The organism is Pseudonocardia alni (genome assembly GCF_002813375.1).
GTDB lineage: Bacteria > Actinomycetota > Actinomycetes > Mycobacteriales > Pseudonocardiaceae > Pseudonocardia > Pseudonocardia alni.
The window spans coordinates 3,360,697-3,383,601 of record NZ_PHUJ01000003.1; the positions used below are offsets into that span (position 1 = coordinate 3,360,697).

Genomic DNA, 22,905 nt, shown 5'->3' on the forward strand with positions numbered 1-22,905 from the left:
TCCGGGACGGCCGTGGGTCAGTGACCGCTCGCCTGCGACCGGCCCTGGCCGATCGGCTTGCCGTGGATCTGGTCGTCGGTCGGCGGGGTCGTCGGCACCGGGGTCCCCGGGTCCACCTCGCGCTCGCGCTGCAGGACCGTCGCCCAGCCCCACACCGCGGCCGCGGTCAGCAGCAGGACGGCCACGATCCACGGGGCCCGGCGCACCCGCGCCGGGGTCGGCTCGACCACCTCGGCCAGCGCGTGGCGGGCGTCGTGCACCGAGCCGGACACCACGTCGGACAGGCCGGACAGGCGGGACGAGACCCCTCCCGCCACGGCGTCGGCGACCGCGCCACCGGCGATCCGGCCGGCGTCGGCGAAGGTGTGCACGGCCTCGGCGGCATCCTTGCGGGCACGGGCCCGCGTCCTCTCGGCACTCATGTTCCGGACCTGCTTCCCACGGATGCGGCTGCTTACTGGCACGATGGTAGCCGTGACGGAACCAGGAAACGCCAACACGACGGCCGTCCTGCACACCTCCGAGGGCGTCGTCCGCGTCGTGCTGTTCGGCGACCACGCGCCGAAGACGGTCGCGAACTTCGTCGGCCTCGCGGAGGGCAGCAAGGACTACACGGGCCCGAACGCGAGCGGCGGCGACTCCGGACCGTTCTACGACGGTTCGATCTTCCACCGGGTGATCAGCGGCTTCATGATCCAGGGCGGCGACCCGACCGGTACCGGTCGCGGTGGCCCGGGCTACCAGTTCGGCGACGAGTTCCACCCGGACCTCAAGTTCGACAAGCCCTACCTGCTGGCCATGGCCAACGCCGGGCCGGGCACCAACGGCTCGCAGTTCTTCATCACGGTGGGCAACACCCCGCACCTGAACCGGCGCCACACCATCTTCGGTGAGGTCGCCGACGCCGAGTCGCGGGCCGTCGTGGACGCCATCGCCCAGACCACCACCGGCCAGGCCGACCGGCCGCTGACCGACGTGGTCATCGAGAAGATCGAGATCGAGCGGTCCTGACCCCGCAGGTCTCCGACCACCGAGTGGACGGGCCGTGGTGAACGGACGACCCGACGACAGCGGATCCGGGACACCCGGCGAGCCCGAGGGCGGGCCGGGTTCCCCCGGCCCCGCGGGCACGCCGTACTACCCGGCGCCGCCCGGCTACCCGCAGCCCCAGTGGCCGCCGCCGGGCGCGCCGGGCGGTCCGCCCTGGGCCGGTCCCGGCGCGCCGTACGGCGGAGCCGCGGACGGCGGCGCCACGCACGGCATCCCGCACGGTGGTCGCCCGCCCGGTGGGGTCCCGGGGGCCGGGTCCGGGGCCGGCGCGGTCTGCGTCCGGCACCCCGACCGGCCCACCGGGCTGGCCTGCTCGCGCTGCGACCGGCCCGCCTGCCCCGACTGCCTGCGGCCGGCCCCGGTCGGCCAGCACTGCGTGGACTGTCTCGCCGAGGGCGCGCGGACGACCCCGCGCCGGCGCAACGTCGCCGGTGCGAGCCGCACCGGGAAGCCGGTGATCGTCCCCGGTCTGATCGTCGCCAACGTGGTGGTCTACGTGCTCACCGCGGTCACGGCGGGCAGCGTGATGTCCAACTTCCGCTCGCCGCTGTTCGACGCCGGGGGGCTCGTCCCGCTCCTGGTCGCCGACGGCGAGTACTGGCGGATCATCACCTCGGGCTTCCTGCACATCGGCCCGCTGCACCTGGCGTTCAACATGTACGCCCTGTGGATCATCGGCCGTGAGGTCGAGACGGTCCTGGGCCGGGCCCGGTTCGTCGCCGTGTACGGCGTGTCCATGCTCGGCGGTGCGGCCGCGGTCATGCTCTTCAGCTCCCCGGTCGGGGCGACCGCGGGCGCCTCCGGTGCGGTGTTCGGGCTGATGGGGGCACTGTTCGTCCTGCTGCGGCGGCTGAAGCTGCCGACCGGGCAGGTCGTCGCCGTCATCGCGATCAACGCCGTGATCAGCCTCAGCATCCAGGGGATCTCCTGGCAGGGGCACCTCGGCGGGCTCGTCTTCGGCGCCGCGGTCACCGCTGCGCTGGTTCACCTCGGGACGGGATCCCCGCAGCGCAGGCGGACCCAGTTGCTGGCGGTCTCCGGGCTGGCCGTGCTGGCGCTGGTACTGATCGGGGTGCGCGCCGCGGGCCTGCTCGCGGCCGCCGGCGTCTGAGGCAGGCCGGGCCGGACCGCGGGCCCGTGCGCCGAGATGCAGCTCGGGGTTCTCGACGCCGAGCCAGGACGACCCGGAGGTGCATGTCGGCGGCTGCCCGCCGACCCGGGCCGTCGGTGGCCGATCCGGTGCTCGCCGAGGTGCGGGTGGCGGATCAGAGCCCGGGCGGGCCCGGGTCGCCGGGGCGGTGGCCCGGGCGCAGGGCGGCGAGGTCGTCGAACACATCCACCGGGTCCGCGCCCAGCTCGGCCCGGCCGAGGATCACGAGCCGCTCGCGGTCGTCGACGTCGCGCAGCTCCAGTTCCAGCAGCACCGACTGGCGACCCAGCCTGCGGGTCCGCAGCAGCCGCAGATCGTCCACCCGCCCCCAGGGCACGTGCCGGGTCCAGGTCAGCCTGCGGACGGTCAGCCCCTCGGGGCCGGCCTCCAGCCGGGGCCGGGCACGGGTCCCCGATGCCGCGGCCAGGGTGAGACCGAGCGCCGCGACGCCCGCGACCACCGCGCCCGCCGCGTCCGCGCCGGACACGAGCACCGCGACCGACCAGCCGGTCGCGGCGACCGCCAGCACCCAGAGCACGACGACCGCGCCCACCGGTGTCGACCACCGAAGGCGATCACCCTGTGTGGTCATGTGAAGTTGTCCACAGGCCCCATCCACATGGTGGACAACTCACATCCGTGTATTTCCGCTGCTCAGCGCCACCGCATCGTCATCAGCAGGCCGATCACGATGAGTGAGAATCCGATGATGAAGTTCCAGTTGTTCAGCGCCAGCATGAACGGGATGGACGGCCCGGCCAGATAGTTGATCACAAGCCAGGCCAGGCCGAGGATCCACATCGCGACCATGACGGCGATGTAGGCCGGGTGTGTCGGTCCCGCGACCTTCTGCGGGGTGCGGCTGACCGGGGGCGGGGTGTAGGCCGCCTTCTTGCGGACCTTCGACTTCGGCATCTGACCTCATCGCCTGTCGGAGTCGGACACGGGTCCGGCCGGTGCGCCGGCCGGGGGCGGGACCTGCGACGGGGCACCGTGGTCGGGGAACGTGGCGACCCGGACAGATCCGCCACCACGGTAGCGCGACCGCCTCGCCGTCCGGGTCATACCGGCGACACAGGCGTCACACGTCACGGGGACGTCGGGTGGTGCGGGGCGGGGATCAGACCCCGGCGACCAGTCCGGCCATCTCGTCGGACAGCCGTACGACCAGGTCCTCCGGCACGTCGTAGCCGGCCTGGCGCAGCCAGTTCGCCAGCATCCGGTGCCCGCCCTCGGTCAGCACGGACTCCGGGTGGAACTGCACGCCGGAGATCGGGAGCTCCCGGTGCCGCACGGACATGATCAGGCCGGTCTCGGTGTGTCCGGTCGCCTCCAGCTCCGACGGCAGACCGTCGGGCGCGATCGTCAGCGAGTGGTAGCGGGTGGCCGTGAACGGCGACGGCAGCCCGGTGAGCACGCCGGTGTCGTCGTGGAAGACCTCCGAGGTCTTGCCGTGCAGCAGCTCGGGGGCGCGCTCCACGACCCCGCCCCAGGCGGTGGCCAGCGCCTGATGGCCGAGGCACACGCCCAGCAGGGGAGTGCCGCGCTCCGCGGCGTGGCGGATGACCTCGACGCTGCGACCGGCCCGCTCCGGGGTCCCCGGACCGGGGCTGACCAGGACGGCACCGACCTCGTCGAGCTCGTCGAGCTCGACCTCGTCGTTGCGCCGGACCACCGGGTCGGCACCGAGCTGGGCCAGGTACTGGACCAGGTTGTAGACGAAGCTGTCGTAGTTGTCGACGACGAGTACGCGCACGGTCCCTCCCGGGAAAATCGTCAGTTGAACGGGAAGCCGTTGCTGCCGTTCTCACCGTCGCTGCTGCTGTCACCGGAGTAGCTGCCGACGGTGAGGGTGACGGTCTGGCCGCTCGAGGCCTCGGACCCGCCGGACGGGCTCTGCTGCAGCACGACGCCGTTCTGCGAGGAGTCCGAGACGTCGACCTGGCGGATCGACGGGCTCAGCCCCGCCTCCTGCAGTGTGCTGATCGCGCTGTCGACGCGCTGGCCGACGACGTTGGGCACCTGGTTCTGGTTCCCACGGCTGATCTGGATCGTGATGGTCTGGTCGGGTGCGACCCGGGTCCCGGCCGACGGGTTCGTGCCGACCGCCTGGCCCGCCGAACCGCTGCTGTCGACCTCGGTCGTGGAGATCGACTGGAAGCCGGCGTTCTGCAGAGTCGCCCGGGCGGCGTCGGCCGACTGGCCCGCCACGTCCGGCACGGCGACGGTCTGCTGCTTGCGACCCACCACCAGCGACACCGCGGTGTTGCCCGAGACCTGCTGGCCCGGCCCCGGGTCGGAGGTGATGACCTTGCCGACCTGGCCTGAGTCACTCGTGTCGCGTTCGGTGCGGCCGCCGACCTGCAGGCCGGCCTCCCGGAGCTTGGCCTCGGCCTCGTCCGGGGACAGGCCCTCCACGCTCGGCACCGTGACCTGCGCTGGCCCGCTGCCGACGTAGACCGTCACCCGGCTGTTCTCGGCGACCTGGTTGCCACCGCCGGGGTCGGTCCGTACGACCTTGCCGACCTGGGCGACGTCCGACGGCTGGTCCTGCTGGGAGAACAGCAGCCCGGCCTGGGTGATGGTCTGTCGTGCCTGGTCCGGGGACTGGCCGAGCACGTCGGGCACCGACACCTGGTCCGGGCCCGAGGAGGAGAACAGCTGGAAGCCGACGAAGCCGAGCAGGCCGATGACCGCGAGCGCGGCGACCCACAGGAGGGCCTTGCGCCGCCCCCCGCGGCCCTCGTCGTCGGCGTAGTCGGGGTGGTGCGGCGGCATCGTGTGCCGGCCGGTGGGCGGGCCGCCCGCGTCGAGCCGGCGCGTCGCCATGGCCTGGGTCGCGCCGTCGTGGGCCATCATGTGCGTGCGCTCGTGCTCGCTCATGACCAGCGGCGCGTGTACGGGCTCGCCGTTGCGCACGCGGACCAGGTCCGCCCGCATCTCGGCGGCCGACTGGTAGCGGTTGGCCGGGTTCTTGCTGAGCGCCTTGAGCACCACCGCGTCGAGCGCCGGGGGCACCGACGGGTTGAGCTCGGACGGGGACCGGGGGTCCTCCCGCACGTGCTGGTAGGCGACCGCGACCGGGGTGTCCCCGGTGAACGGCGGCTCGCCGGTCAGGAGCTCGAACAGCACACAGCCCGCGGCGTAGACGTCCGAGCGGGCGTCCACGGCCTCGCCGCGCGCCTGCTCGGGCGACAGGTACTGCGCCGTGCCGATGACGGCGGCGGTCTGGGTGACGTTCTGGCCCTCGCCCAGCGCACGGGCGATGCCGAAGTCCATGACCTTGACCGCGCCGACGCCGTTGATCATCACGTTCGCGGGCTTCACGTCGCGGTGGATGATGTTGTGCCGGTGCGAGAAGTCGAGCGCGGCGCAGACGTCGGCCATCACCTCGACGACCCGCTGCTGGGTCATCGGACCGGTCGTCTTGACGATCTCGCGCAGCGTCTGCCCGTCGACGAACTCCATGACGATGTAGGGCAGCGGCCCGAACTCGGACTCGACCTCGCCGGTGTCGTACACCGCGACGATCGCCGGGTGGTTCAGCGACGCCGAGTTCTGCGCCTCGCGGCGGAAGCGCAGCTGGAACTGGGGGTCGCGGGCCAGGTCGGCGCGCAGCACCTTGACCGCCACGTCCCGGCCGAGCCGGGTGTCGAGGCCGCGGTGGACCTCGGACATGCCGCCGTAGCCGAGCGGGTCGCCCAGCTCGTAGCGCTCGGAGAGCAGTCGTGGTGTCGTCATCGGTTCAGATTCCCGTACTCATCGAGTCCGTCGGAGGCGTGCTCATCATGCCGGTCGGCGCTCACGGTCGGTCCCGTACGGGCGACATGTGCGCCGGAGCGACCGTTCGGTGGGATCACCGGGACATCACCGGGCACCTCCGGTCGATCTTGGGCACGGGGGACGGCGAACGGCTCCGCCGGGACCGCCGGTCCCGTGGACCCGGCCGAGGGGCCGGCCGCGGTCGCCACGGTACCGGGCGCGACGCCGAGCGACCCGGGCCGCATGTCGTCGGGCGAGAGGCCCTTCAAGATCATCACCGCGAGCAGGACGGCGGCGAGGGTCAGGATCACGAACAGGGCGGCCAGCCACGCCTTCGCCCGTCCGGAACGCTTCGGGCCCAGGTCGAGCGGGCCGGACGGATGCTGCTCGGGCATCCGGTCGGCGGAGGCGTTGCGGCGCACCGGCGGACGCGTCGGCGCCGAACGCTGCTGCCCCGGGACCCCGGTGCCGGTGGGCGGCCCGCCCGGACGACGGCCCCCCGGGAGACCGCCGCTGTGCGGCCCGGTGTGCGGCGGCCGCAGCGGGGCACCGTAGGGCGGCGAGCCCGGGGGCACCGGGACCGGCCCGGACCAGGACGGCGTGCCGCCCGGGGTGCGCGGGCCCTGCGGCCGGCCCGGCGCGCCACCGGGGGGACCGGTGACGGGGCGGGACACACCCTGGTCCGGTCCGGTGCGGCGGGCGCCGTCGGGGCCGGGGCCACCGGTGCGCGGGCCGCGGTCGGCGGTGTCGCTACCGCCCGCCGACGGGCCGTCGTCGCCGGTCCCCTGCACGGTCCCCTGCAGGGCGTGTCGCGAGCCGGCGCCGTCGTCGCCGCGGAAGTCGGGTGCGTACCCGCCGGGGGCGGGGATGCCGGGCGGCGGCGGCCGGTGCCCGCGCCGGACCGCGGCGACGGCGTCGGCGAACTCGGCGCCGTCGGCGTAGCGCTGCTCGGGGTCCTTGACCAGCACCGAGGAGACCAGCTCGCGCACCCGCTCGGGGATCTCGTCCGGCAGCGGCGGCGGGTCGTCGCGGACCTGCATCATCGCGACCGCGACCGCGCTCTCGGCGCGGAACGGCCGCACCCCGGCCAGGCACTCGTAGCCGACGATACCGAGCGAGTAGACGTCGCCCGACGGCCCGGCCTCCTCGCCGGAGGCCTGCTCCGGAGCGATGTAGTGGGCGGTGCCCATGACCATCCCGGACCGGGTCACCGGGACGGCGTCGGCGGCCTTGGCGATGCCGAAGTCGGTCAGCTTCACGACGCCGTCGGTGCGCAGCAGGATGTTGCCGGGCTTGACGTCGCGGTGGACGAACCCGCGCTCGTGCGCGGCGAACAGCGCCCGGCCCGCCTGCTCGAGGATGTCGAGCGCCTCGTCGGCGGGGATGGGCCCGCGCCCGATCCGCGACGACAGCGGCTCACCCCGGACGAGCTCCATCACCAGGTAAGCGGTGCGCCCGCCGCCGGTGGAGCTGTCGTCCTCGCCGTAGTCGTGCACGGCGGCGATCCCGGCGTGGTCGAGCGAGGCGACGGTGCGGGCCTCGATGCGGAACCGGTGCAGGAACTCCGGGTCGTCGGAGAGCTCCGCCTTGAGGACCTTCACCGCGACGCTGCGCCCGAGCCGGGTGTCCGAGGCCTCCCAGACCTCGCCCATCCCGCCGACCGCGATCCGCCGGTCCAGCTGGTAGCGCTCGGAGATCAGCTGCCCGGCCGACAGGGCGCTCACGGGGCCGCCGGGGACCTGCGCCGGGCCGGGTCCCGCGGGCTCACTGGGCGTCCCGCAGCGCCTCGGCGATCACGGCCCGCCCGATCGGGGCCGCGACCGAGCCACCGGTCGCCTCCAGCGCCCGGTCGCCGCCGTTCTCGACGAGCACCGCCACCGCGACCTTGGGGTCGTCGGCCGGTGCGAACGCCACGTACCAGGCGTGCGGCGGGGTGTTCTTCGGGTCGGTGCCGTGCTCGGCGGTACCGGTCTTCGACGCGATCTGGACGCCGGTGATCTTGCCGCCGCCCGAGGTCCGCTCCTCCGAGCCGACCATCAGGTCGGTCATCGTGCGGGCCACGTCGGCCGGCATCGACCGCGACATCCGGTCCGGGTCGGTGGTGTCGACGACGTCCAGGGTCTGGCTCTGGATCTCCTTGACCAGGTGCGGGGCCATCGTCTGGCCGCCGTTGGCGATCGAGGCGCCGATCATCGCCAGCTGCATCGGGGTCAGCCGGACGTCGCGCTGACCGATCGCGGACTGCTGGGTCGAGGGGGTGTCGGACATCGGGCCGACCTGCGACGCCGTGACCGGCATCGGGATCTGCAGGTCGGTGCGGCCGATGCCGAACGCCTCGGCCTGGGCACGGAGCTTGTCCGGCCCGAGCTCGCCGCCGAGCTGGGCGAACGCGGTGTTGCAGGAGCGTGCCAGCGCCTCGCGCAGCGACGCCGTCGCCCCGCCGCCGCAGGCCGAGCCGTTGTAGTTCTCCAGGGTGGTCGTGGAGTCGGCCAGCTGGATGTTGCGGGCGGCCGTGAGCTGGCTGTCCGGGGTGTAGCCGTTCTGCAGGGCGGCCGCGGTGGTGACGAGCTTGAACGTCGAGCCGGGCGGCTCGATCTCGTTGATCGCCCGGTTGGTCATCGGGTCCGGGTCGGCGGCGCCGTAGCGCTTCCACGCCTCCTGCTGCTGCGCCGGGTCCGGCGAGGCCAGCGGGTTCGGGTCGAACGACGGCGTCGAGGCCATCGCCAGGATCTCCCCGGTCTGCGGCACCAGCGCGACGACGGCGCCGGTGTACCCGCGGGAGGCCAGCCCGTCGTAGGCGGCGCGCTGCACCTCGGGGTCGATGGTGGTCACCACGTTGCCGCCCGCCGGGTCCCGGCCGGTGATCAGGTCCGACAGCCTGCGCACGAACAGCCGGTCGTCGGTGCCGTTGAGCACCTCGTCGGCGGACCGCTCGAGTGCGGTCTTGCCGTAGACGGTCGACAGGAAGCCGGTGATCGGCGCGAACATCTCGCCCTGCGGGTACTGGCGGGCGAACCGCAGCCGGCCGTCGCTCTCGACGCTCTGCGCGAGGACCTGCCCGCCGGCGACGATCTGGCCGCGCTGACGCGAGTACTCGTCGATCTGCGAGCGCTGGTTGCGGGAGTCGTCCCGGTACTGGCCGGCCATGACCACCTGCACGTAGGTGATGTTGCCGAGCAGGACCACGATCATCACCATCACGGCGAGTGCCACGCGGCGGACCGGGCGGTTCACGTCTCGCTCCTCTGGGCGGCGGTGTCGGCGCGGTTGTCGTCACGGGTGTCGGAACGGCCCGTCCCGGGACGCTGGACGAGCTCGGTGCTGGCCTCGGCGATCGGCGCCCGCGGCTTCGCGGGCCGGACGGGAAGCGGTGCCCTGGCCACGTGTGAGATCCGCAGCAGGATCGCCACCAGCACGTAGTTCGCCAGCAGCGACGAGCCGCCGTAGGACAGGAACGGCAGCGTCAGACCGGTCAGCGGGATCAGCTTCGTCACCCCGCCGATGACGACGAAGATCTGCAGCGCCACCGAGAACGACAGCCCGGTCGCGAGCAGCTTGCCGTAGGAGTCGCGCACGGCCAGCGCCGACCGCAGCCCACGGGTGATGAGCACCAGGTACACCAGCAGGATCGCGGCCAGCCCGATCAGCCCGAGCTCCTCGCCGAGCGAGGAGAAGATGAAGTCGGACTCGGCGAACGGCACGATGTCCGGCCGTCCGGCACCCAGTCCGGTCCCGCCGACGCCGCCGGTGCCGAGCCCGAACAGCGCCTGCGCGAGCTGGTAGCCGCCGCCGCTGAAGTCGGCGAACGGGTCCAGCCAGATCCGCACGCGGGTCTGGACGTGGTCGAACAGGTTGTAGGCGACGACGGCACCGCCGGAGAACGCCAGCAGCCCGATCACCATCCACGACACGCGTTCGGTCGCGGTGTAGAGCAGGACCAGGACCAGGCCGAAGATCAGCAACGAGCTGCCGAGGTCGCGCTGGAGCACGAGCACGCCGACCGACAGCCCCCAGGCGACGAGCAGTGGAGCCAGGTCACGGGCGCGGGGCAGCTCCATGCCCAGGAAGCGGCGGCCCGCGGTGGAGAGCAGGTTGCGCTTCTGGACCAGGTAGGCAGCGAAGAAGATGATCAGCAGGATCTTGGAGAACTCGCCGGGCTGGATGCCGGGGCCGCCCGGGATGCGGATCCAGAGCTTGGCCCCGTTGACCTCGGAGATCGACGACGGCAGGAACGCCGGGATCGCCAGGAAGACCAGGCCGACGAAGCCCGCGGTGTAGCCGTAGCGGGCCAGTGTGCGGTGATCCCGGAGGAAGAACAGCACCAGCGCGAACAACGCCAGGCCGGCGACGGTCCAGGTGACCTGGGCGCCGATCAGCCCGCTCGGCACCGGGCTCCCGGTGGCCTCCGCGCGGGCGGCCTTGGCCAGGTCGAGCCGGTGGATCATCACCAGGCCGATGCCGTTGAGCAGCGCGACCGACGGCAGGATCAGCGGGTCGGCGTAGGGCGCCAGGAAGCGCACCGCCACGTGCGCACCCGCGAACAGCACGAGATACGCCAGACCCACCCACAACAGGTCGGTCGTCAGCGACTGCTCCTGGTTCGCCTCCACCAGCACCAGCGCACCGGTCGTGAGTACGGCGGCCAGGCCCAGCATCAACAGCTCGATGCCGCGGCCGGTGGGCGTGGTCGGCTCCGCAGCGGAGCTGCCCGTGGCCATCAGCCGTCGAGCCGGCAGTTCCGGCCCGGCTCGGGGGTCGCGGTCGGCAGCGGGGTCGTCGTCACCGGCGGGGCGCCGGGCACCTGGACGACCGCGGGCGGCTGCGGCGGGTTCAGCGTGGAGCAGAGCGGGAGCATGCGCTCCCGCAGCCGGTCGACGGTCTCCCGGGCACCGGTCTCGCCCTCGTCGGAGACGATGCCGTCGGTGACCTGGCTGCGGACCGCCTGCGGCAGGTCGTCGAGGCCGATGTCGGTGGACTCGGCCACCCGTTGCAACGGGACACCGAGCACGTTGCCGCGCACACCCTGGTAGATCGCGACCTGGTTCTGGTCGACGGCCACGTAGTACTGCTGCAGCACCAGCGCCCGGGCGACGAACACTCCCGCCACGAGCACCACGAGCACGCCCAGCAGGGCGAGCACCGGGCGCAGGCCGCGCCGGCGGCGCGGCTCCTCCGCGGCGGCGGGCTCCAGCCGTACCGGCTCGGTGCGGGGCAGCGTGGTGGCCGCCGCGCGCTGCGCCGAGGAGTGCGGGGTCCGCTCGTCGTGGCGGTAGTCGCCGTCGCCGGCGCGCGGGTTGCGGCCCGCGGAGCCCCCGATGATCGGGGCGTCGTCGGCGTAGTCGACGTCCACCACGTCGGCCACGATGCAGGTGATGTTGTCCGGCCCGCCGCCGCGCAGCGCCAGCTCGATCAGGCGGTCGGCGCACTCGCGGGGGTCGGCGTAGTCGGTCAGCGTGTCGTGCAGTGTCTCGTCGCTGACCGGGCCGGACAGGCCGTCGGAGCACAGCAGGAAGCGGTCCCCGGCGCGGGCCTCGCGGATCGACAGCGACGGGTCGACGTCCTGCCCGGTGATGGCGCGCAGCAGCAGCGACCGCTGCGGGTGCGTGTGCGCCTCCTCCTCGGTGATCCGGCCCTCGTCGATCAGCGACTGGACGAACGTGTCGTCCTTCGTGATCTGGGTGAGCTCGCCGTCGCGCAGCAGGTAGCAGCGCGAGTCGCCGACGTGGACCATGCCCAGGCGCGAGCCCGCGAACAGGATCGCGGTCAGGGTGGTCCCCATGCCCTCGAGGTCGGGGGCCTCGGCGACGTGGCGGGAGATCGCCTCGTTGCCGTCGTGGGTCGCCTCGCGGAGTTCGGCGAGCAGGTCGTCACCGGGCACGTCGTCGTCGAGCGGGGCCAGTGCGGAGATCACCAGGGACGAGGCGACCTCGCCCGCGGCGTGACCGCCCATGCCGTCGGCGAGGGCGAGCAGGCGGGGGCCCGCGTAGACGGCGTCCTGGTTGTTCTGCCGGACCAGTCCGCGGTCACTGCGGGCCGAGTAACGCAGCACCAGTGTCACGGGGCGGCTCCGGCTTCGGTCGGGGCACGTCGGGCGGATCCCGCGCCGCGGGACCGGTCGGACGGCCGCGGCACCGGGGGAGCGGTCGGTCGCGCCGGGCTCACGGTCGGTACCTCATGGTCGGTCCGTGTCCGTCACGATCGCAGCTCGATCACCGTCTTGCCGATGCGGACCGGTGTCCCCAGCGGGACCCGGGTGGGCCCGGTGACCTTATTACGTTCCAGATAGGTGCCGTTCGTCGACCCGAGATCCTCGACGTACCAGTCGTCACCCTGCTGCGAGATGCGTGCGTGCCGGGTGGAGGCGTAGTCGTCGTCGAGCTTGAGGGTCGAGTCGTCGGCGCGGCCGATCAGGATCGGCCGGGAGTCGAGGGTGATACGGCTGCCGGCCAGCGGACCCTGGGTGACGAGCAGCTGGCGGGCCACCTTGCCGCGGCCACCGCCGCGGACCCTGGCGGCCCGGCCCCCGCCCGCGCGGCCGGGTGCGGCCGCCCGGAGACCGGACGCGGCGTAGAGGTCGGAGCGGACCACCTGGAGTGCGAGCAGGACGAACAGCCACAGGAGGGCGAGGAAGCCGCCCCGGGTCAGTTGCAGTACCAGTTCCGGCACGTCGTCCTACTCGCCCTTCTCGTGTTCCTGCACGCTCCGCCCGCCCGGTGGATCACCGGGCGGGCGGGGACGCACCGCTGTCGCTGCGCGGACTCCGCTCCGCGGGTGTGGCTCAGCCCTGGGTGCGGAACACCAGGCTGGAGTGACCCACGCGGATCACGTCGCCGTCGGTCAGCTGGCAGGACTGCACCGGGGAGTTGTTCACCGTGGTGCCGTTGGTCGAGCCCAGGTCGTTCAGGGTCGCGACCTGGCCGTCCCAGGTGACCTCCAGGTGCCGGCGGGACACGCCGGTGTCCGGGAGCCGGAACTGGGAGTCCTGACCGCGGCCGATGACGTGGGTGCCCTCGGCCAGCTGGTAGTTGCGGTTCGACCCGTCGTCCAGGATCAGCATCGCGGTCAGCTGCGCCGGAGCGCCCCAGCCGCCCTGGCCGCCGTACCCCTGGCCGTCGTAGCCCTGGTCGTAGCCGCCCTGCTGGTAGCCCGGCTGGGCGTAGCCCTGCTGCTGGCCGTAGCCGCCGTCGTAGCCCTGCTCGTAGCCACCCTGCTGCGGGTAGCCGGGCTGGGCGTAGCCCTGGGGCTGGCCGTAGCCACCCTGCTGCGGCTGGCCGTAGCCGTCGTAGCCCTGCTCGTAGCCCTGCTGGGGGTAGCCACCCTGCTGCGGCTGGCCGTAGCCCTGCTGGCCGTACTGGTCGTAGCCGCCCTGCGGGGGCTGGGCGTAGCCCTGGGGCTGGCCGTAGCCGCCCTGCTGCTGGCCGTACTGGTCGTAGCCGGGCTGCTGCTGGTCGTACCCGGGCTGCTGGCCGTAGCCCTGCTGGGGCTGGCCGTACTGGTCGTAGCCGGGCTGGCCGTAGCCGCCCTGCTGCTGCCCGTACTGGTCGTACCCGCCCTGCTGCTGGCCGTAGCCGCCCTGCTGCTCCTGGTCGTACCCCTGAGGCGCGTAGGTCTGCTGGCCGTACCCGCCGGGTGCGCCCCGGTCGTATCCGTACTGCCCGTTCTCCTCGGGGTGGCCCGGTTGCTGGCTCATGGGTGCTTCTCCTGCGGTGCGTGCTCGGTTGGCGGCCCGACGGGAAGCGTCGGGGTCGACAGCGGAGCGGGTGCGGAATTGTCCCGTGTGCAGCGCCTCGGAGCGCTCCAGAAAGACTACGACCTCACCGTAGGTGTCCCAGCCCTGGTCGGTGAGTTCCTTCGCCACGTGCGACGAGAGGGATCGGACGACCCCGTCCTCGTCGCCCGCCATCCGGTCGAGATCGCTGGGGCTGAGCAGAACGGTGTACCGGTTGGGCGCCAGCTGGCGACCTCCGGCGAGCTGCTCGACGTTGTCCTCGGCTTCCCTCAGCAGTGCCTGTGCGACTTCCTGTGGGACGACACTGCCCCCGAAGACCCGCGCGAAGGCATCGCCCACGAACCCCTGAAGTCGGCGCTCGAAGCGGTCCACGCGGCCCAAAAGATCTCCTCCATCCGCATCGGCGTGTCGGTGATGTGCGACCGATCGTATCTGTGTTATCCGCCGGGCACGGCGGGGCCCGGCACGAGCGGGCGACCGGCCCCGCAGTGCCACCGACGTGCTCCCCTCCGATCTACCCGGCCCGGAGCCGCGGCGCATCCCGGTGCCCCACCCGCCACGACCCCCTCCAGCTGGTGATCGACGGGCAGGGGACCCCCCTGCGAACGGCTGCCGAGCGGGGTGCTAACTTTCTCGTGTCGCTCGGGCGAGTGGCGGAATGGCAGACGCGCACGGTTCAGGTCCGTGTGTCCGAAAGGACGTGAGGGTTCAACTCCCTCCTCGCCCACCATCTCCTCTCATCGGGGATTCTCCCCCTCCGGCGGTCACCACCGCCATCGCGAGATCGGTTCCGGGTGTAGCCCGATCCGGTCTCGCTTGTCGTTTCTACGGGTTCCGGCCACGCTCCGTGCCCGGACCCCGTGCGCCGATCAGGCGTCCCGCAGCGCCGGGCGGTCGGGATGGTCGGCCATCACGAGCACATCGGCGAACGAACCGGGGTCTCCCTCGCTCTCGTAGCGGCCGTACGCGGCGGCCGTCCAGGCATCGTCGGGGGGCAGCAGACGGCGCAGCGCGGCCCCGCCGACGCGCAGGTGCACGGTCAGCTCGGCGGCCAGGCCCCGGCCCAGCAGCCGCCCGCCGGCGAGCAGCACCACCCCGTCCGGCCCGAGCGGCACCGGCTCGTCGCGGTAGGCACGGTCGCGCGCCGTGTCGCGCAGCCGGGGCAGCACCAGGCCGCTGCCGCCGGGACCCATCGGGGCGAGGACCTCGCGGCGCAGCGCGGGCTCGTCGAGCCAGCCGTCGAGGAACATGTCCGGGTCGGTGCGGCCGAGCTCCAGGCGGACCGACGCCGGTCGCAGGAAGTCGTCGGCGTCCACCGCCAGGGCCGGTCGGCCGCCGGAGCGCAGCCGCTCCGCGACCGCCCGGGCCAGCTCCAGCGGGGCCGCGGGCGGGGCGCCGTCGACGAGCACGCGCACCCGCCCCGACGGTTCCCCGGCGCGTTCCGCCAGGTGTGCCGCGAGCCCCGCCCGGTCGACGGGCCGGAACGCCCCTGCCATGTCGTCCTCCCGGTCCTGGCGTGCCCTCGGTCCCGCAGCGACACTAGGCGGATGGTCGGCGACGGCGCGGGAGCGGTGCTGCGCCGAGCGCTGCGGGTCCTCGAGGCGGTCGCCGAGGCGGGTGACGGGGTCAGCGCGAAGGCTCTCGCCCGCCGGCTGGAGTTGCCGTTGCCGACGGCCTACCGGTTGCTGGGGACGCTCGTCGAGGAGGGCTACCTGGTCCGGCTGCACGCCGAGCGCGGGTACGGGCTGGGCTACCGCGTCGTCGGGCTGTACCGGGGGATGACCGACCCGATCGTGCCGCCCGCCCCGGCCCGGGAGGTGCTCGCCGAGCTGCACACCACGGCCCGCGCGGCGGTGGTGCTGGCCGTGCTGCGGTCCGACGACGTCGTCGTCGCCCACACCGAGACCTGTGCGGCGCACCCGGGGCCGGGCGCGGTGACCGGGGAGCCGCTGCCCGCGCACGCGACCGCGCCGGGCAAGGCACTGCTCGCCGGGCTCGACCCCGGACGGCTGGCCGACGTCCTCGGCGTCGGGCACGGGCCGCTGGCGCCGCTGACCCCGCACACCCTCACCGACCGGCGGCTGCTCGACCGCGACCTGCTGCGGGTCCGCTCGGCGGGGGTCGCGGTGGAGGTGGAGGAGCACGCCCGCGGACGGGCCGGGCTCGCGGTCGCGGTGCCGCACCCGGGCGGCGGGTCCGCGCTGTCGGTCGTCGTCAGCCGGGCGGACTTCACCGGGCGCCGCTGGGAGCTCGAACGCGCGGTGCGCGAGGCCGCGGTGCCGCTGGCCCGGCACCTGGCCGCGGCGCCGGGGGTCGCCGCGTCCGGCTGAGCCCCCCAGGATGATCCGATGGCCGACGGGGTGCGCTACGAACGCGACGGACACGTCGTCACGATCACCTACGACCGCCCGGAGAAGCGCAACGCGATCGACGGGGACATGCGGCGCGCGATCAACGCCGCCTGGGACCGCTTCCGCACCGACGAGGAGGCGTGGGTCGCGATCGTGACCGGCGAGGGGCCTGCGTTCTGTGCCGGGGCGGACACGCGCTCGACCACCGGCCACCCGGCGGGCGACTTCCCGGGCAGCTTCTTCGAGCGGCCGACGGTGAACTCGCTGGAGAGCGGCTGGGAGATCTTCAAGCCGATCGTCGCCGCGGTGAACGGACCCGCCGTCGGCTACGGCGTCACGCTGCTGACCTGGTGCGACTTCGTGATCGCCTCGGATCGCGCCACCTTCTCCTTCCCGGAGGCCCGGCTGGGCGTCCCGACGATCGTCGGTGCGCTGCGGCTGCCCCGGATGATCGACCGGCAGTACGCGATGGAGCTGCTGCTCACCGGCGAGACGATCGACGCGCGGCGGGCGCACGAGATCGGCCTCGCCGGGTGGGTCGTGCCGCACGAGGAGCTGGGCGACGCCGCCCGGGACCTCGCCCGGCGGCTCACCGCGGGGGCGCCGCTGGCCCAGCGCGCGATCAAGGAGATGGCGGTGCGCGGGCCGGAGATGGGCACCACCGAGGCGATCCGCTTCGGCGAGACGCTGCGGAAGGTCGTCGCGACCACCGAGGACGCGGCGGAGGGTGCCGCCGCGGCCCGGGAGAAGCGGTCCCCGCACTGGCGTGCGCGATAGACCTTCCATTCTCCGGAAGTGACGTCGGCGGACATGCGGACACGGCGATACGTTCGCCCGATGCCGGAGAAGACAGTGGAGTCGCTCGTCCGCACCGTCCCGCCGTTCCGGGCCGACCACGTCGGCTCGCTGCTGCGGCCGCCCGCCCTGCTCGCCGCCCGGGAGCGGCACGCCGCGGGCGAGCTCGACGACGCGGGCCTGCGCGCGGCCGAGGACGCCGCGATCACCGACGTCGTCGCGCTGCAGGAGTCGGTCGGCCTGCGCTCGGCCACCGACGGCGAGTTCCGCCGCACCTCCTGGCACATGGACTTCATCTACGCCCTGGGCGGCGTCACGAAGACCTCCGGCCGGGTCGAGGTCGCGATGCGCAACGCGGCGGGCCAGAACAACTTCACCTCCGCCGGGATGGCCGTCGACAGCCGGGTGCACCTCGACGAACCCGTCTTCGCCTCGGCGTTCGAGTACCTGGCCGCGCAGGTCACCACGGCGACCCCGAAGCTCACGATCCCCTCGCCGAGCATGGTCTACGCCCGCGGCGGCCGGTCGGTCATCTCCGGCGAGGTCTACCCCGACGTCGAAGAATTCTGGTCCGACCTGTCGACCGCCTACGCCGACCAGCTCCGCGCGATGTACGACCGCGGCTGCCGCTACCTGCAGCTCGACGACACCGCGCTGGCCTACCTGAACGACCCGACGCACCGCGCGCAGCTGGCCGAGAAGGGTGACGACCCGGAGACCCAGCACCTGCGCTACATCCGCCAGATCAACGCCGCGATCGCCGACCGGCCGTCGGACATGTACGTCACCACCCACATGTGCCGGGGCAACTACCGGTCGTCGTGGGCCGCGGAGGGCGGCTACGACCACGTCGCCGAGGCGCTGTTCGGCACGCTGGGCGTCGACGGCTTCTTCTGTGAGTTCGACGACGAGCGCTCCGGTGGGTTCGCCCCGCTGCGGTTCGTCCCGAAGGGCAAGCAGGTGGTGCTCGGGCTGGTCACGACCAAGTCCGGGGCGCTGGAGGACCCGGACGCCCTCAAGCGCCGGATCGACGAGGCGGCGCGGTACGTGCCGCTGGACCAGCTGTGCCTGTCGCCGCAGTGCGGTTTCTCCTCCACCGTCGAGGGCAACGAGCTCACCGTCGACGACCAGAAGCGCAAGCTGGAGCTGATCGTCTCGGTCGCCGAGGACGTCTGGGGCCGCTGAGGGCCATACTCGCCCGGGTGGCCTACGACGAGGGTCTCGCCGCCCGTCTGCGCAGCCTGCTCGCTGAACGGCCGGTGACCGAGAAGACGATGTTCGGCGGGCTCGCCTTCCTGGTCGACGGGCACATGGCCGTCGCCGCGAGCGGACGTGGCGGGCTGCTCGTGCGGGTGGCCGCGGACCGCTCCGCGGAGCTGCTGGAGCGCCCGCGGACCGAGCGGATGGTGATGGGCGGCCGCGAGATGGCCGGCTGGCTGTGGGTGACCGGCGAGCCCGACGTCGACGACCTCGACGGCTCGGAGCTCGCCGGCTGGGTCGCCGAGGCGATCGCGGTCGTGGAGACACTCCCACCGAAGCGGTGACCGCGGCGCCGGGCCGGACTAGCGTCGGAGCCGTGAGCACCGCTGCCGCATCCCCGCTGTTCGACCGTGTCCTGGCGGGTGCCGGACCGGGCTCGCGGCTGCTGGACGTCGGCTGCGGGGCGGGGCGGCTGCTCGCCGACGCGGCCGCCGCCGGGCTGGCCGTCACCGGCGTCGACACCGAACCCCGCGCGCTCGCCGCGGCGGAGCGGGCCGCGCCCGGGGCGGACCTGCGGGTCGCCGACGCCCACGAGCTGCCCTTCGCCGACGACGCGTTCGACCTGGTCACGCTGGTGCAGGTACTGGAGCACCTCCCGAACCCGGTGCTCGCGCTGCGCGGGGCGGGCCGGGTGTGCGCGCCGGGCGGCGCGGTGCGGGCCACGGTCTGGGGCACCCCCGACGAGTGCGACGCCGCCGTCATCGGCGCGGCGCTCGCCCCGCTCACCGGGGCCGCGCCCGCGCCGCCGCAGAACAACCCCGGGCCCGACCGCAGCGGCGTCGGTGCGCCCCCGCTGACCGATCCGCGGCGGCTGACCCGGCTGGCGGAGCTGGCCGGGCTCGTGGTGCGGGAGGTCGCCGTCGTCCGGGTCCCGGTGGTGCACCCCGACCCGGACGATCTCGTCGCCGGGGTGCTCGCGTCCGGGCCGGGGCGGCACGCGGCACGCCACGCCGGCCCCGCTGCCGTCCGCGCGGCCGTGCTGGAGGCCCTGGACCCGTTCGCGCACGGCGCGGGCTACCGCCTCACCGACACCGTGCGTGTCCTGGACGCCGGTCCTCCCGCGCGCTGATCCGCGGTTCGCGCGCTGATCCGCGGTTCGCGCGTGCCGTGACACGCGCGGACTGCGGGGATGCGCGCGGACTCCGGATCAGCGCGCGGACTCGGGGTGTGCACACGTCCGGGCCGCGTCCCTCGGTGAGGGGCGCGGCCCGGAGGTGGCGTGCGGTGGTCAGCGGCCGGCGGTCGCCGCCGTCCGGCCGGTCTCGTAGCGGATCTTCAGCAGGCCCTTGCAGTACTCCCCGTTGGTCTCGATCCCGACCCGCTGCAACCGCGCGCGACGCAGGTGCAGCGGGACCTGCTCGACGGTCACCGCGGTGCCGTCGGAGTGGACCAGCAGCGGTGCGTCGTCGCCGGCGGGCAGGCCGATCGCCCTGCGGCGGGTCCGCATCCGGGTCAGCTCCTCGGTGTCGGCCTCGGTCCCGACCAGCTCGCCGAGCGTCAGCCCGGCCAGCTCGTCGGGTCCCCGGCCGGCGTCGACGAGCGGGCGGGCCACCCGGTCCTGGCCGGCCAGCGCGGCCTTGGCCAGGAACGTGTGCCGCAGCTCGTCGAGCTCGGCCGCGGCCTGCCCGTTGATCGAGCCCTCGAAGGACTTGACGAACCCGGCGTGCGCCGCGACCCCACCGTTGATCTCGTCGGAGGCGTGGTGGTCGGCCAGCGTCACCTCCGCCCTCGTCACTCCCGGTACCGCGGTCACCGCGTCGTAGGCGTCGGCGACCATCAGGAACGAGAAGTTCGGAGCGCAGAAGAACGTCGGCAGCCGGAGCCCGACGACGACCTCACCGGCGGGCGAGACCGACCACGACTCGACGAAGTCGAGCTCGGTGATCGGCTCGTCCAGCTCCGGGTCGAGCACCGTCCCCAGCGCGGACCACACGGCCTGCCGGAGCGGGCTCTCAGCAGGCCGCGGGGTCACGCCTGCGCCCCGGCCTTGTTGTCGACGAGCTCCTCGCCCGGGGCCATGGGCTCGTCGGCCGTGGTGTCGGGCAGCCGGCAGTCGGCCGGGACCTCGAGGTCGTAGAGCTTCGCCGCGTTGAGGCCGAGGATCTTCTTCTTCGACGCGGTGGTGAGGCGCGGGTAGTCGGCGAACTGGTCGTCGTCGGGCATCTGCCAGTCGACCAGGCCTTCGACCTGCCACTTCGGTGTCCAGATGTTGTAGTCGCTGCCGAAGGTCATCTTGTCCTCGCCGACCCAGAACAGCAGCTCGCCCATCACCTTGGCGAAGAACTTCGGGCGGGCGTGCATCAGGCCGCCGACGACGACCGACAGGCCGGCGTAGACGTTGGGCTCCTGCACCGCCATGAAGCAGAAGTCCTCGATGCGCGGCAGGCCGACGTGCTCGACGATGAAGTTCAGGCCCTGGAAGTCGGTGGCCGCGTGGTCGACGTCGGCGACGTCGAACGCGTCCTTGTCCAGCGGCCAGATCGTCGGGCCCTTGTGGACGTGGACGTTCTTGATGCCCAGCTCCTGGGCCCGCTCCAGGAAGCGGTAGCACTCCGGGTCGGTGAGCTTGAAGCCGCGGGAGCTGCCGTTCCACTCCGCGGTGTAGAGCTTCACGCCCTTGTGCTTGTACTTCGCGCAGTCCGCCTCGAACTGCTTCATGCCCTCGTCGCCGTCACGCGGGTCGAAGCGCCCGTTGACGATGATCCGGTCGCCCCACTTCTCCAGCAGCGCCGCGTTCTGGTCGGCGGTGTTGAAGCCGTTCTTGTACCACTCCTTGAGGTAGGTCGACTGGAAGATCGAGTAGTCGACGTGGCCCTCGATGAAGACGTCGCGCTCGAAGTCGTCCTGCGAGACCTTGAGGTAGTGCTCCCAGTCCCAGTGGGTCTCGGGCGGGCCGAGCTGGTGGTAGCCGTAGAAGCAGTCGATCCAGCCCTTGGCGTACTGCTCGCGACCCTCGACCCAGTTCTCCCGGGAGGCGTCCCAGAAGTGGCTGTGGGAGTCGACGATGAAGTACTTCTCGCCGTCCTTCTCGTACATGTGGTTCCTCCTGCGTCAGCAGCTCTGCTGATCGGTGGTGGGTCAGGGAAAGAACGTTCGTCCTGTACGTACGTATGACTGGGTCACGGAACGAGGATCGCCCGGCCGCGGACCTTGCCCGCGTCCAGGTCGTGCAGGGCCTCCAGCGCCTGGTCGAGCTTGTACTGGACGGTGTGCAGCGTGACCTTCCCGGCCTGGGCCAGGACCATGAGCTCGGCGAGGTCGTTGTAGGTGCCGACGATGTTGCCGATGATGTTCTTCTCGCCGGCGACGAAGTCCAGGGTGGGGGCGGAGAGGTTGCCGCCGTAGCCGAGGACGAAGTTGTAGCCGGCCGGGCCGGTCATCGCCCAGGCGTCGTTCTCCGCGCCCTGCTCGGCGACGAAGTCGAAGACCACCGTGGCGCCGCCGCCGGTGAGCTCCTGGACGGCCTCGACCTGGTTCCCGTCGGCGACGACGGTCTCCTCCGCGCCGATCTGCTTCGCCAGCTCGAGCGCGTCCGGGTTCTTGTCGACGACGATGATCTTGGTGGCGGTGAGCGCGGCGAGCGCCTGGATGCCGATGTGACCGAGCCCGCCCGCGCCCTGCACGACCGCGGTGGTGCCCGGATACAGGAACGGCACCGCCTTGCGGACCGCGTGGTAGGCGGTGATGCCCGCATCGGCGAGTGCGGCGACGTCGGCCGGGTTGGTGTCCGGGTTCAGCTTCACGCAGGACCGCGCGGTGGTGCGCAGGTACTCGGCCATGCCGCCGTCGTTGTTCGACAGGCCGGGGAAGAACGCGTCCCCGGTGCACTGCATGTCGCGCCCGTAGCGGCACATGGTGCACAGCCCGCACGACGGCTGCGGGTGCAGGATGACGGTGTCGCCGACCGCGACGTTCGTGACGCCGTCGCCGACCGCGTGCACCCAGCCCGCGTTCTCGTGGCCGATCACGTACGGCAGGTCGGGGTTCTGGATGTCGGCCCAGTCCCCGTCGATGATGTGGAGGTCGGTGCGGCACACGCCGGCACCGCCGATCTTGACGATGACGTCGAGCGGACCCTGGATCGTCGGTTCCGGGATGTCGTCGATCCGGGGGTCCTGCTTGTACGCGTGCACCCGCACGGCCTTCACTGGCGGTACCTCCGAGCCTCGGACGCGCGGCGTTGCGCATCGTGGTGGTGGGACTTGGTGTGCCTGCTGTCACACCGATCTCAACCCCGTTGTGCACGACGGACAAGGGGGTTCGTTCTCGCACAGCGATAATCGTGAGGAACCGGGCGTCGCTTTCCTACGAGGTTACCGGCGAGTAGGGTCGGGTCATGGCTGATGACGCGAGCTGGGTGGCCGACGCGATGACGCAGGCGGTGCCGTGGGTGGGCACCGCCGGGATCACCTTCGGGTCGATCACGACCGACCGGGTCGAGGCGTTCCTCCCCGACCGGTCCGACCAGCACAACCACGTCGGCGGGCCGCACGCCGCGGTCATGTTCGGACTGGGCGAGACCGCCTCCGGCGCGGTCGGCCTGGCCGCGTTCGCCTCGGCCGGGGACCGGGCCGTGCCGCTGGTCGTCCGGTCCGAGATCCGCTACCTCAAGCTCGCCAAGGGCGACCTCCGCGCCGAGGCGGTGCTGACCCGTCCGGCCGGTGAGGTGCTCGCCGAGCTCGACGCCGGGACGCGCCCGGAGTTCGCCGTCGACGTCACCATCACCGACGCCCAGGGTGTGCAGACCGGGGCCATGACGATCGTCTGGACGCTCAAGCCGAACAGGCGGTGAGCGGCCGTCCGGCCTA

The 22,905-nt window shown here is 72.9% G+C and carries 23 protein-coding genes and 1 tRNA gene; 9 read left to right on the forward strand and 15 right to left on the reverse strand.

Annotated elements, in window-relative coordinates:
• Positions 1 to 17: 17 nt before the first annotated feature.
• The gene (locus ATL51_RS16640) at positions 18 to 422 is read right to left on the reverse strand and encodes a hypothetical protein (RefSeq protein WP_073573733.1); all 405 of its coding nucleotides are present in this window, start codon (positions 420 to 422) and stop codon (positions 18 to 20) included.
• Positions 423 to 465: 43 nt separating this feature from the next.
• Between ATL51_RS16640 and ATL51_RS16645 the strand changes: the two genes are divergently transcribed.
• Positions 466 to 1,011 (forward strand): peptidylprolyl isomerase, encoded by a 546-nt coding sequence (locus ATL51_RS16645; RefSeq protein WP_062399093.1) that lies wholly within the window; start codon positions 466 to 468, stop codon positions 1,009 to 1,011.
• A 37-nt stretch (positions 1,012 to 1,048) separates the two neighbouring features.
• On the forward strand, positions 1,049 to 2,161 hold the full coding sequence (locus ATL51_RS16650; protein ID WP_301549055.1) for a rhomboid family intramembrane serine protease: 1,113 nt from the start codon (positions 1,049 to 1,051) through the stop codon (positions 2,159 to 2,161).
• 154 nt (positions 2,162 to 2,315) lie between these two features.
• Here ATL51_RS16650 and ATL51_RS16655 read toward each other — a convergent pair whose 3' ends face one another.
• From ATL51_RS16655 to ATL51_RS16705, 10 genes are all read right to left on the reverse strand, one after another.
• Positions 2,316 to 2,753: a PH domain-containing protein gene (locus ATL51_RS16655; protein ID WP_100879120.1), complete on the reverse strand. Its 438-nt coding sequence runs from the start codon at positions 2,751 to 2,753 to the stop codon at positions 2,316 to 2,318.
• 101 nt (positions 2,754 to 2,854) lie between these two features.
• Positions 2,855 to 3,115 carry a cell division protein CrgA gene (gene crgA / locus ATL51_RS16660; RefSeq protein WP_100879121.1) on the reverse strand — a complete coding sequence of 87 codons (261 nt, stop codon included), beginning with the start codon at positions 3,113 to 3,115 and terminating at the stop codon, positions 2,855 to 2,857.
• 205 nt (positions 3,116 to 3,320) lie between these two features.
• A complete protein-coding gene (locus ATL51_RS16665; RefSeq protein WP_100879122.1) occupies positions 3,321 to 3,956 on the reverse strand; it encodes an aminodeoxychorismate/anthranilate synthase component II in 636 nt (211 codons plus the stop codon).
• A gap of 20 nt (positions 3,957 to 3,976) precedes the next feature.
• Complete coding sequence (gene pknB, locus ATL51_RS16670) at positions 3,977 to 5,941, reverse strand: Stk1 family PASTA domain-containing Ser/Thr kinase (protein WP_100879123.1); 1,965 nt, start codon at positions 5,939 to 5,941, stop codon at positions 3,977 to 3,979.
• Positions 5,938 to 7,686 (reverse strand): serine/threonine-protein kinase, encoded by a 1,749-nt coding sequence (locus ATL51_RS29900; RefSeq protein WP_392567374.1) that lies wholly within the window; start codon positions 7,684 to 7,686, stop codon positions 5,938 to 5,940. The genes pknB and ATL51_RS29900 overlap by 4 nt, the downstream gene beginning before the upstream one ends.
• A 40-nt stretch (positions 7,687 to 7,726) precedes the next feature.
• Entirely contained in the window at positions 7,727 to 9,196 is a 1,470-nt protein-coding gene (locus tag ATL51_RS16685) for a peptidoglycan D,D-transpeptidase FtsI family protein (protein ID WP_100879125.1), read from the reverse strand.
• Complete coding sequence (locus ATL51_RS16690; RefSeq protein WP_083474438.1) at positions 9,193 to 10,680, reverse strand: FtsW/RodA/SpoVE family cell cycle protein; 1,488 nt, start codon at positions 10,678 to 10,680, stop codon at positions 9,193 to 9,195. Before ATL51_RS16690 ends, ATL51_RS16685 begins: the two co-directional genes overlap by 4 nt.
• The gene (locus ATL51_RS16695; protein WP_073573738.1) at positions 10,680 to 12,020 is read right to left on the reverse strand and encodes a PP2C family protein-serine/threonine phosphatase; all 1,341 of its coding nucleotides are present in this window, start codon (positions 12,018 to 12,020) and stop codon (positions 10,680 to 10,682) included. Before ATL51_RS16695 ends, ATL51_RS16690 begins: the two co-directional genes overlap by 1 nt.
• 134 nt (positions 12,021 to 12,154) lie before the next feature.
• Entirely contained in the window at positions 12,155 to 12,628 is a 474-nt protein-coding gene (locus tag ATL51_RS16700) for an FHA domain-containing protein FhaB/FipA (RefSeq protein WP_073573739.1), read from the reverse strand.
• A gap of 112 nt (positions 12,629 to 12,740) precedes the next feature.
• A complete protein-coding gene (locus ATL51_RS16705; protein WP_100879126.1) occupies positions 12,741 to 14,072 on the reverse strand; it encodes a DUF3662 and FHA domain-containing protein in 1,332 nt (443 codons plus the stop codon).
• A 263-nt stretch (positions 14,073 to 14,335) separates the two neighbouring features.
• Here ATL51_RS16705 and ATL51_RS16710 point away from each other — a divergent pair.
• Positions 14,336 to 14,421: transfer RNA gene (locus ATL51_RS16710), tRNA-Leu, on the forward strand.
• A 139-nt stretch (positions 14,422 to 14,560) separates the two neighbouring features.
• On the opposite strand, the gene ATL51_RS16715 is transcribed toward ATL51_RS16710, so the two are convergent.
• Positions 14,561 to 15,187, reverse strand: a complete 627-nt coding sequence (locus tag ATL51_RS16715; RefSeq protein ID WP_100879127.1) for a nucleoside/nucleotide kinase family protein — start codon at positions 15,185 to 15,187, stop codon at positions 14,561 to 14,563.
• Between the two features lie 51 nt (positions 15,188 to 15,238).
• Between ATL51_RS16715 and ATL51_RS16720 the strand changes: the two genes are divergently transcribed.
• The 5 genes from ATL51_RS16720 to ATL51_RS16740 are packed head-to-tail and all read left to right on the forward strand — an operon-like array spanning position 15,239 to position 19,166.
• Positions 15,239 to 16,021, forward strand: coding sequence for an IclR family transcriptional regulator (locus tag ATL51_RS16720; protein WP_073573742.1), 783 nt, complete (start codon positions 15,239 to 15,241; stop codon positions 16,019 to 16,021).
• Between the two features lie 18 nt (positions 16,022 to 16,039).
• Entirely contained in the window at positions 16,040 to 16,819 is a 780-nt protein-coding gene (locus ATL51_RS16725) for an enoyl-CoA hydratase/isomerase family protein (RefSeq protein ID WP_100879128.1), read from the forward strand.
• Positions 16,820 to 16,879: 60 nt separating this feature from the next.
• Complete coding sequence (locus ATL51_RS16730) at positions 16,880 to 18,022, forward strand: 5-methyltetrahydropteroyltriglutamate--homocysteine S-methyltransferase (protein WP_100879129.1); 1,143 nt, start codon at positions 16,880 to 16,882, stop codon at positions 18,020 to 18,022.
• Between the two features lie 17 nt (positions 18,023 to 18,039).
• Entirely contained in the window at positions 18,040 to 18,381 is a 342-nt protein-coding gene (locus ATL51_RS16735; protein ID WP_100879130.1) for a TfoX/Sxy family protein, read from the forward strand.
• Between the two features lie 32 nt (positions 18,382 to 18,413).
• Positions 18,414 to 19,166, forward strand: coding sequence for a class I SAM-dependent methyltransferase (locus tag ATL51_RS16740; RefSeq protein WP_157818395.1), 753 nt, complete (start codon positions 18,414 to 18,416; stop codon positions 19,164 to 19,166).
• A 159-nt stretch (positions 19,167 to 19,325) separates the two neighbouring features.
• Here ATL51_RS16740 and ATL51_RS16750 read toward each other — a convergent pair whose 3' ends face one another.
• From ATL51_RS16750 to ATL51_RS16760, 3 genes are all read right to left on the reverse strand, one after another.
• Positions 19,326 to 20,069 (reverse strand): iron-sulfur cluster assembly protein, encoded by a 744-nt coding sequence (locus ATL51_RS16750; RefSeq protein WP_062399118.1) that lies wholly within the window; start codon positions 20,067 to 20,069, stop codon positions 19,326 to 19,328.
• Positions 20,066 to 21,133 (reverse strand): amidohydrolase family protein, encoded by a 1,068-nt coding sequence (locus ATL51_RS16755; protein ID WP_062399120.1) that lies wholly within the window; start codon positions 21,131 to 21,133, stop codon positions 20,066 to 20,068. The genes ATL51_RS16750 and ATL51_RS16755 overlap by 4 nt, the downstream gene beginning before the upstream one ends.
• Positions 21,134 to 21,216: 83 nt before the next feature.
• A complete protein-coding gene (locus tag ATL51_RS16760; protein ID WP_073573748.1) occupies positions 21,217 to 22,245 on the reverse strand; it encodes an NAD(P)-dependent alcohol dehydrogenase in 1,029 nt (342 codons plus the stop codon).
• Between the two features lie 188 nt (positions 22,246 to 22,433).
• Between ATL51_RS16760 and ATL51_RS16765 the strand changes: the two genes are divergently transcribed.
• Positions 22,434 to 22,889, forward strand: a complete 456-nt coding sequence (locus ATL51_RS16765; protein ID WP_073573749.1) for a DUF4442 domain-containing protein — start codon at positions 22,434 to 22,436, stop codon at positions 22,887 to 22,889.
• Positions 22,890 to 22,905: the final 16 nt, after the last annotated feature.

Excerpts from the sequence above, each read along its gene's own strand:
- ATL51_RS16640 (WP_073573733.1), bottom strand. The coding sequence starts at position 422 with ATGAGTGCCGAGAGGACGCGGGCCCGTGCCCGCAAGGATGCCGCCGAG.
- ATL51_RS16645 (WP_062399093.1), top strand. The coding sequence starts at position 466 with ATGGTAGCCGTGACGGAACCAGGAAACGCCAACACGACGGCCGTCCTG.
- crgA (WP_100879121.1), bottom strand. The coding sequence starts at position 3,115 with ATGCCGAAGTCGAAGGTCCGCAAGAAGGCGGCCTACACCCCGCCCCCG.
- pknB (WP_100879123.1), bottom strand. The coding sequence starts at position 5,941 with ATGACGACACCACGACTGCTCTCCGAGCGCTACGAGCTGGGCGACCCG.
- ATL51_RS16690 (WP_083474438.1), bottom strand. The coding sequence starts at position 10,680 with ATGGCCACGGGCAGCTCCGCTGCGGAGCCGACCACGCCCACCGGCCGC.
- ATL51_RS16715 (WP_100879127.1), bottom strand. The coding sequence starts at position 15,187 with ATGGCAGGGGCGTTCCGGCCCGTCGACCGGGCGGGGCTCGCGGCACAC.
- ATL51_RS16720 (WP_073573742.1), top strand. The coding sequence starts at position 15,239 with ATGGTCGGCGACGGCGCGGGAGCGGTGCTGCGCCGAGCGCTGCGGGTC.
- ATL51_RS16725 (WP_100879128.1), top strand. The coding sequence starts at position 16,040 with ATGGCCGACGGGGTGCGCTACGAACGCGACGGACACGTCGTCACGATC.
- ATL51_RS16730 (WP_100879129.1), top strand. The coding sequence starts at position 16,880 with ATGCCGGAGAAGACAGTGGAGTCGCTCGTCCGCACCGTCCCGCCGTTC.
- ATL51_RS16755 (WP_062399120.1), bottom strand. The coding sequence starts at position 21,133 with ATGTACGAGAAGGACGGCGAGAAGTACTTCATCGTCGACTCCCACAGC.
- ATL51_RS16765 (WP_073573749.1), top strand. The coding sequence starts at position 22,434 with ATGGCTGATGACGCGAGCTGGGTGGCCGACGCGATGACGCAGGCGGTG.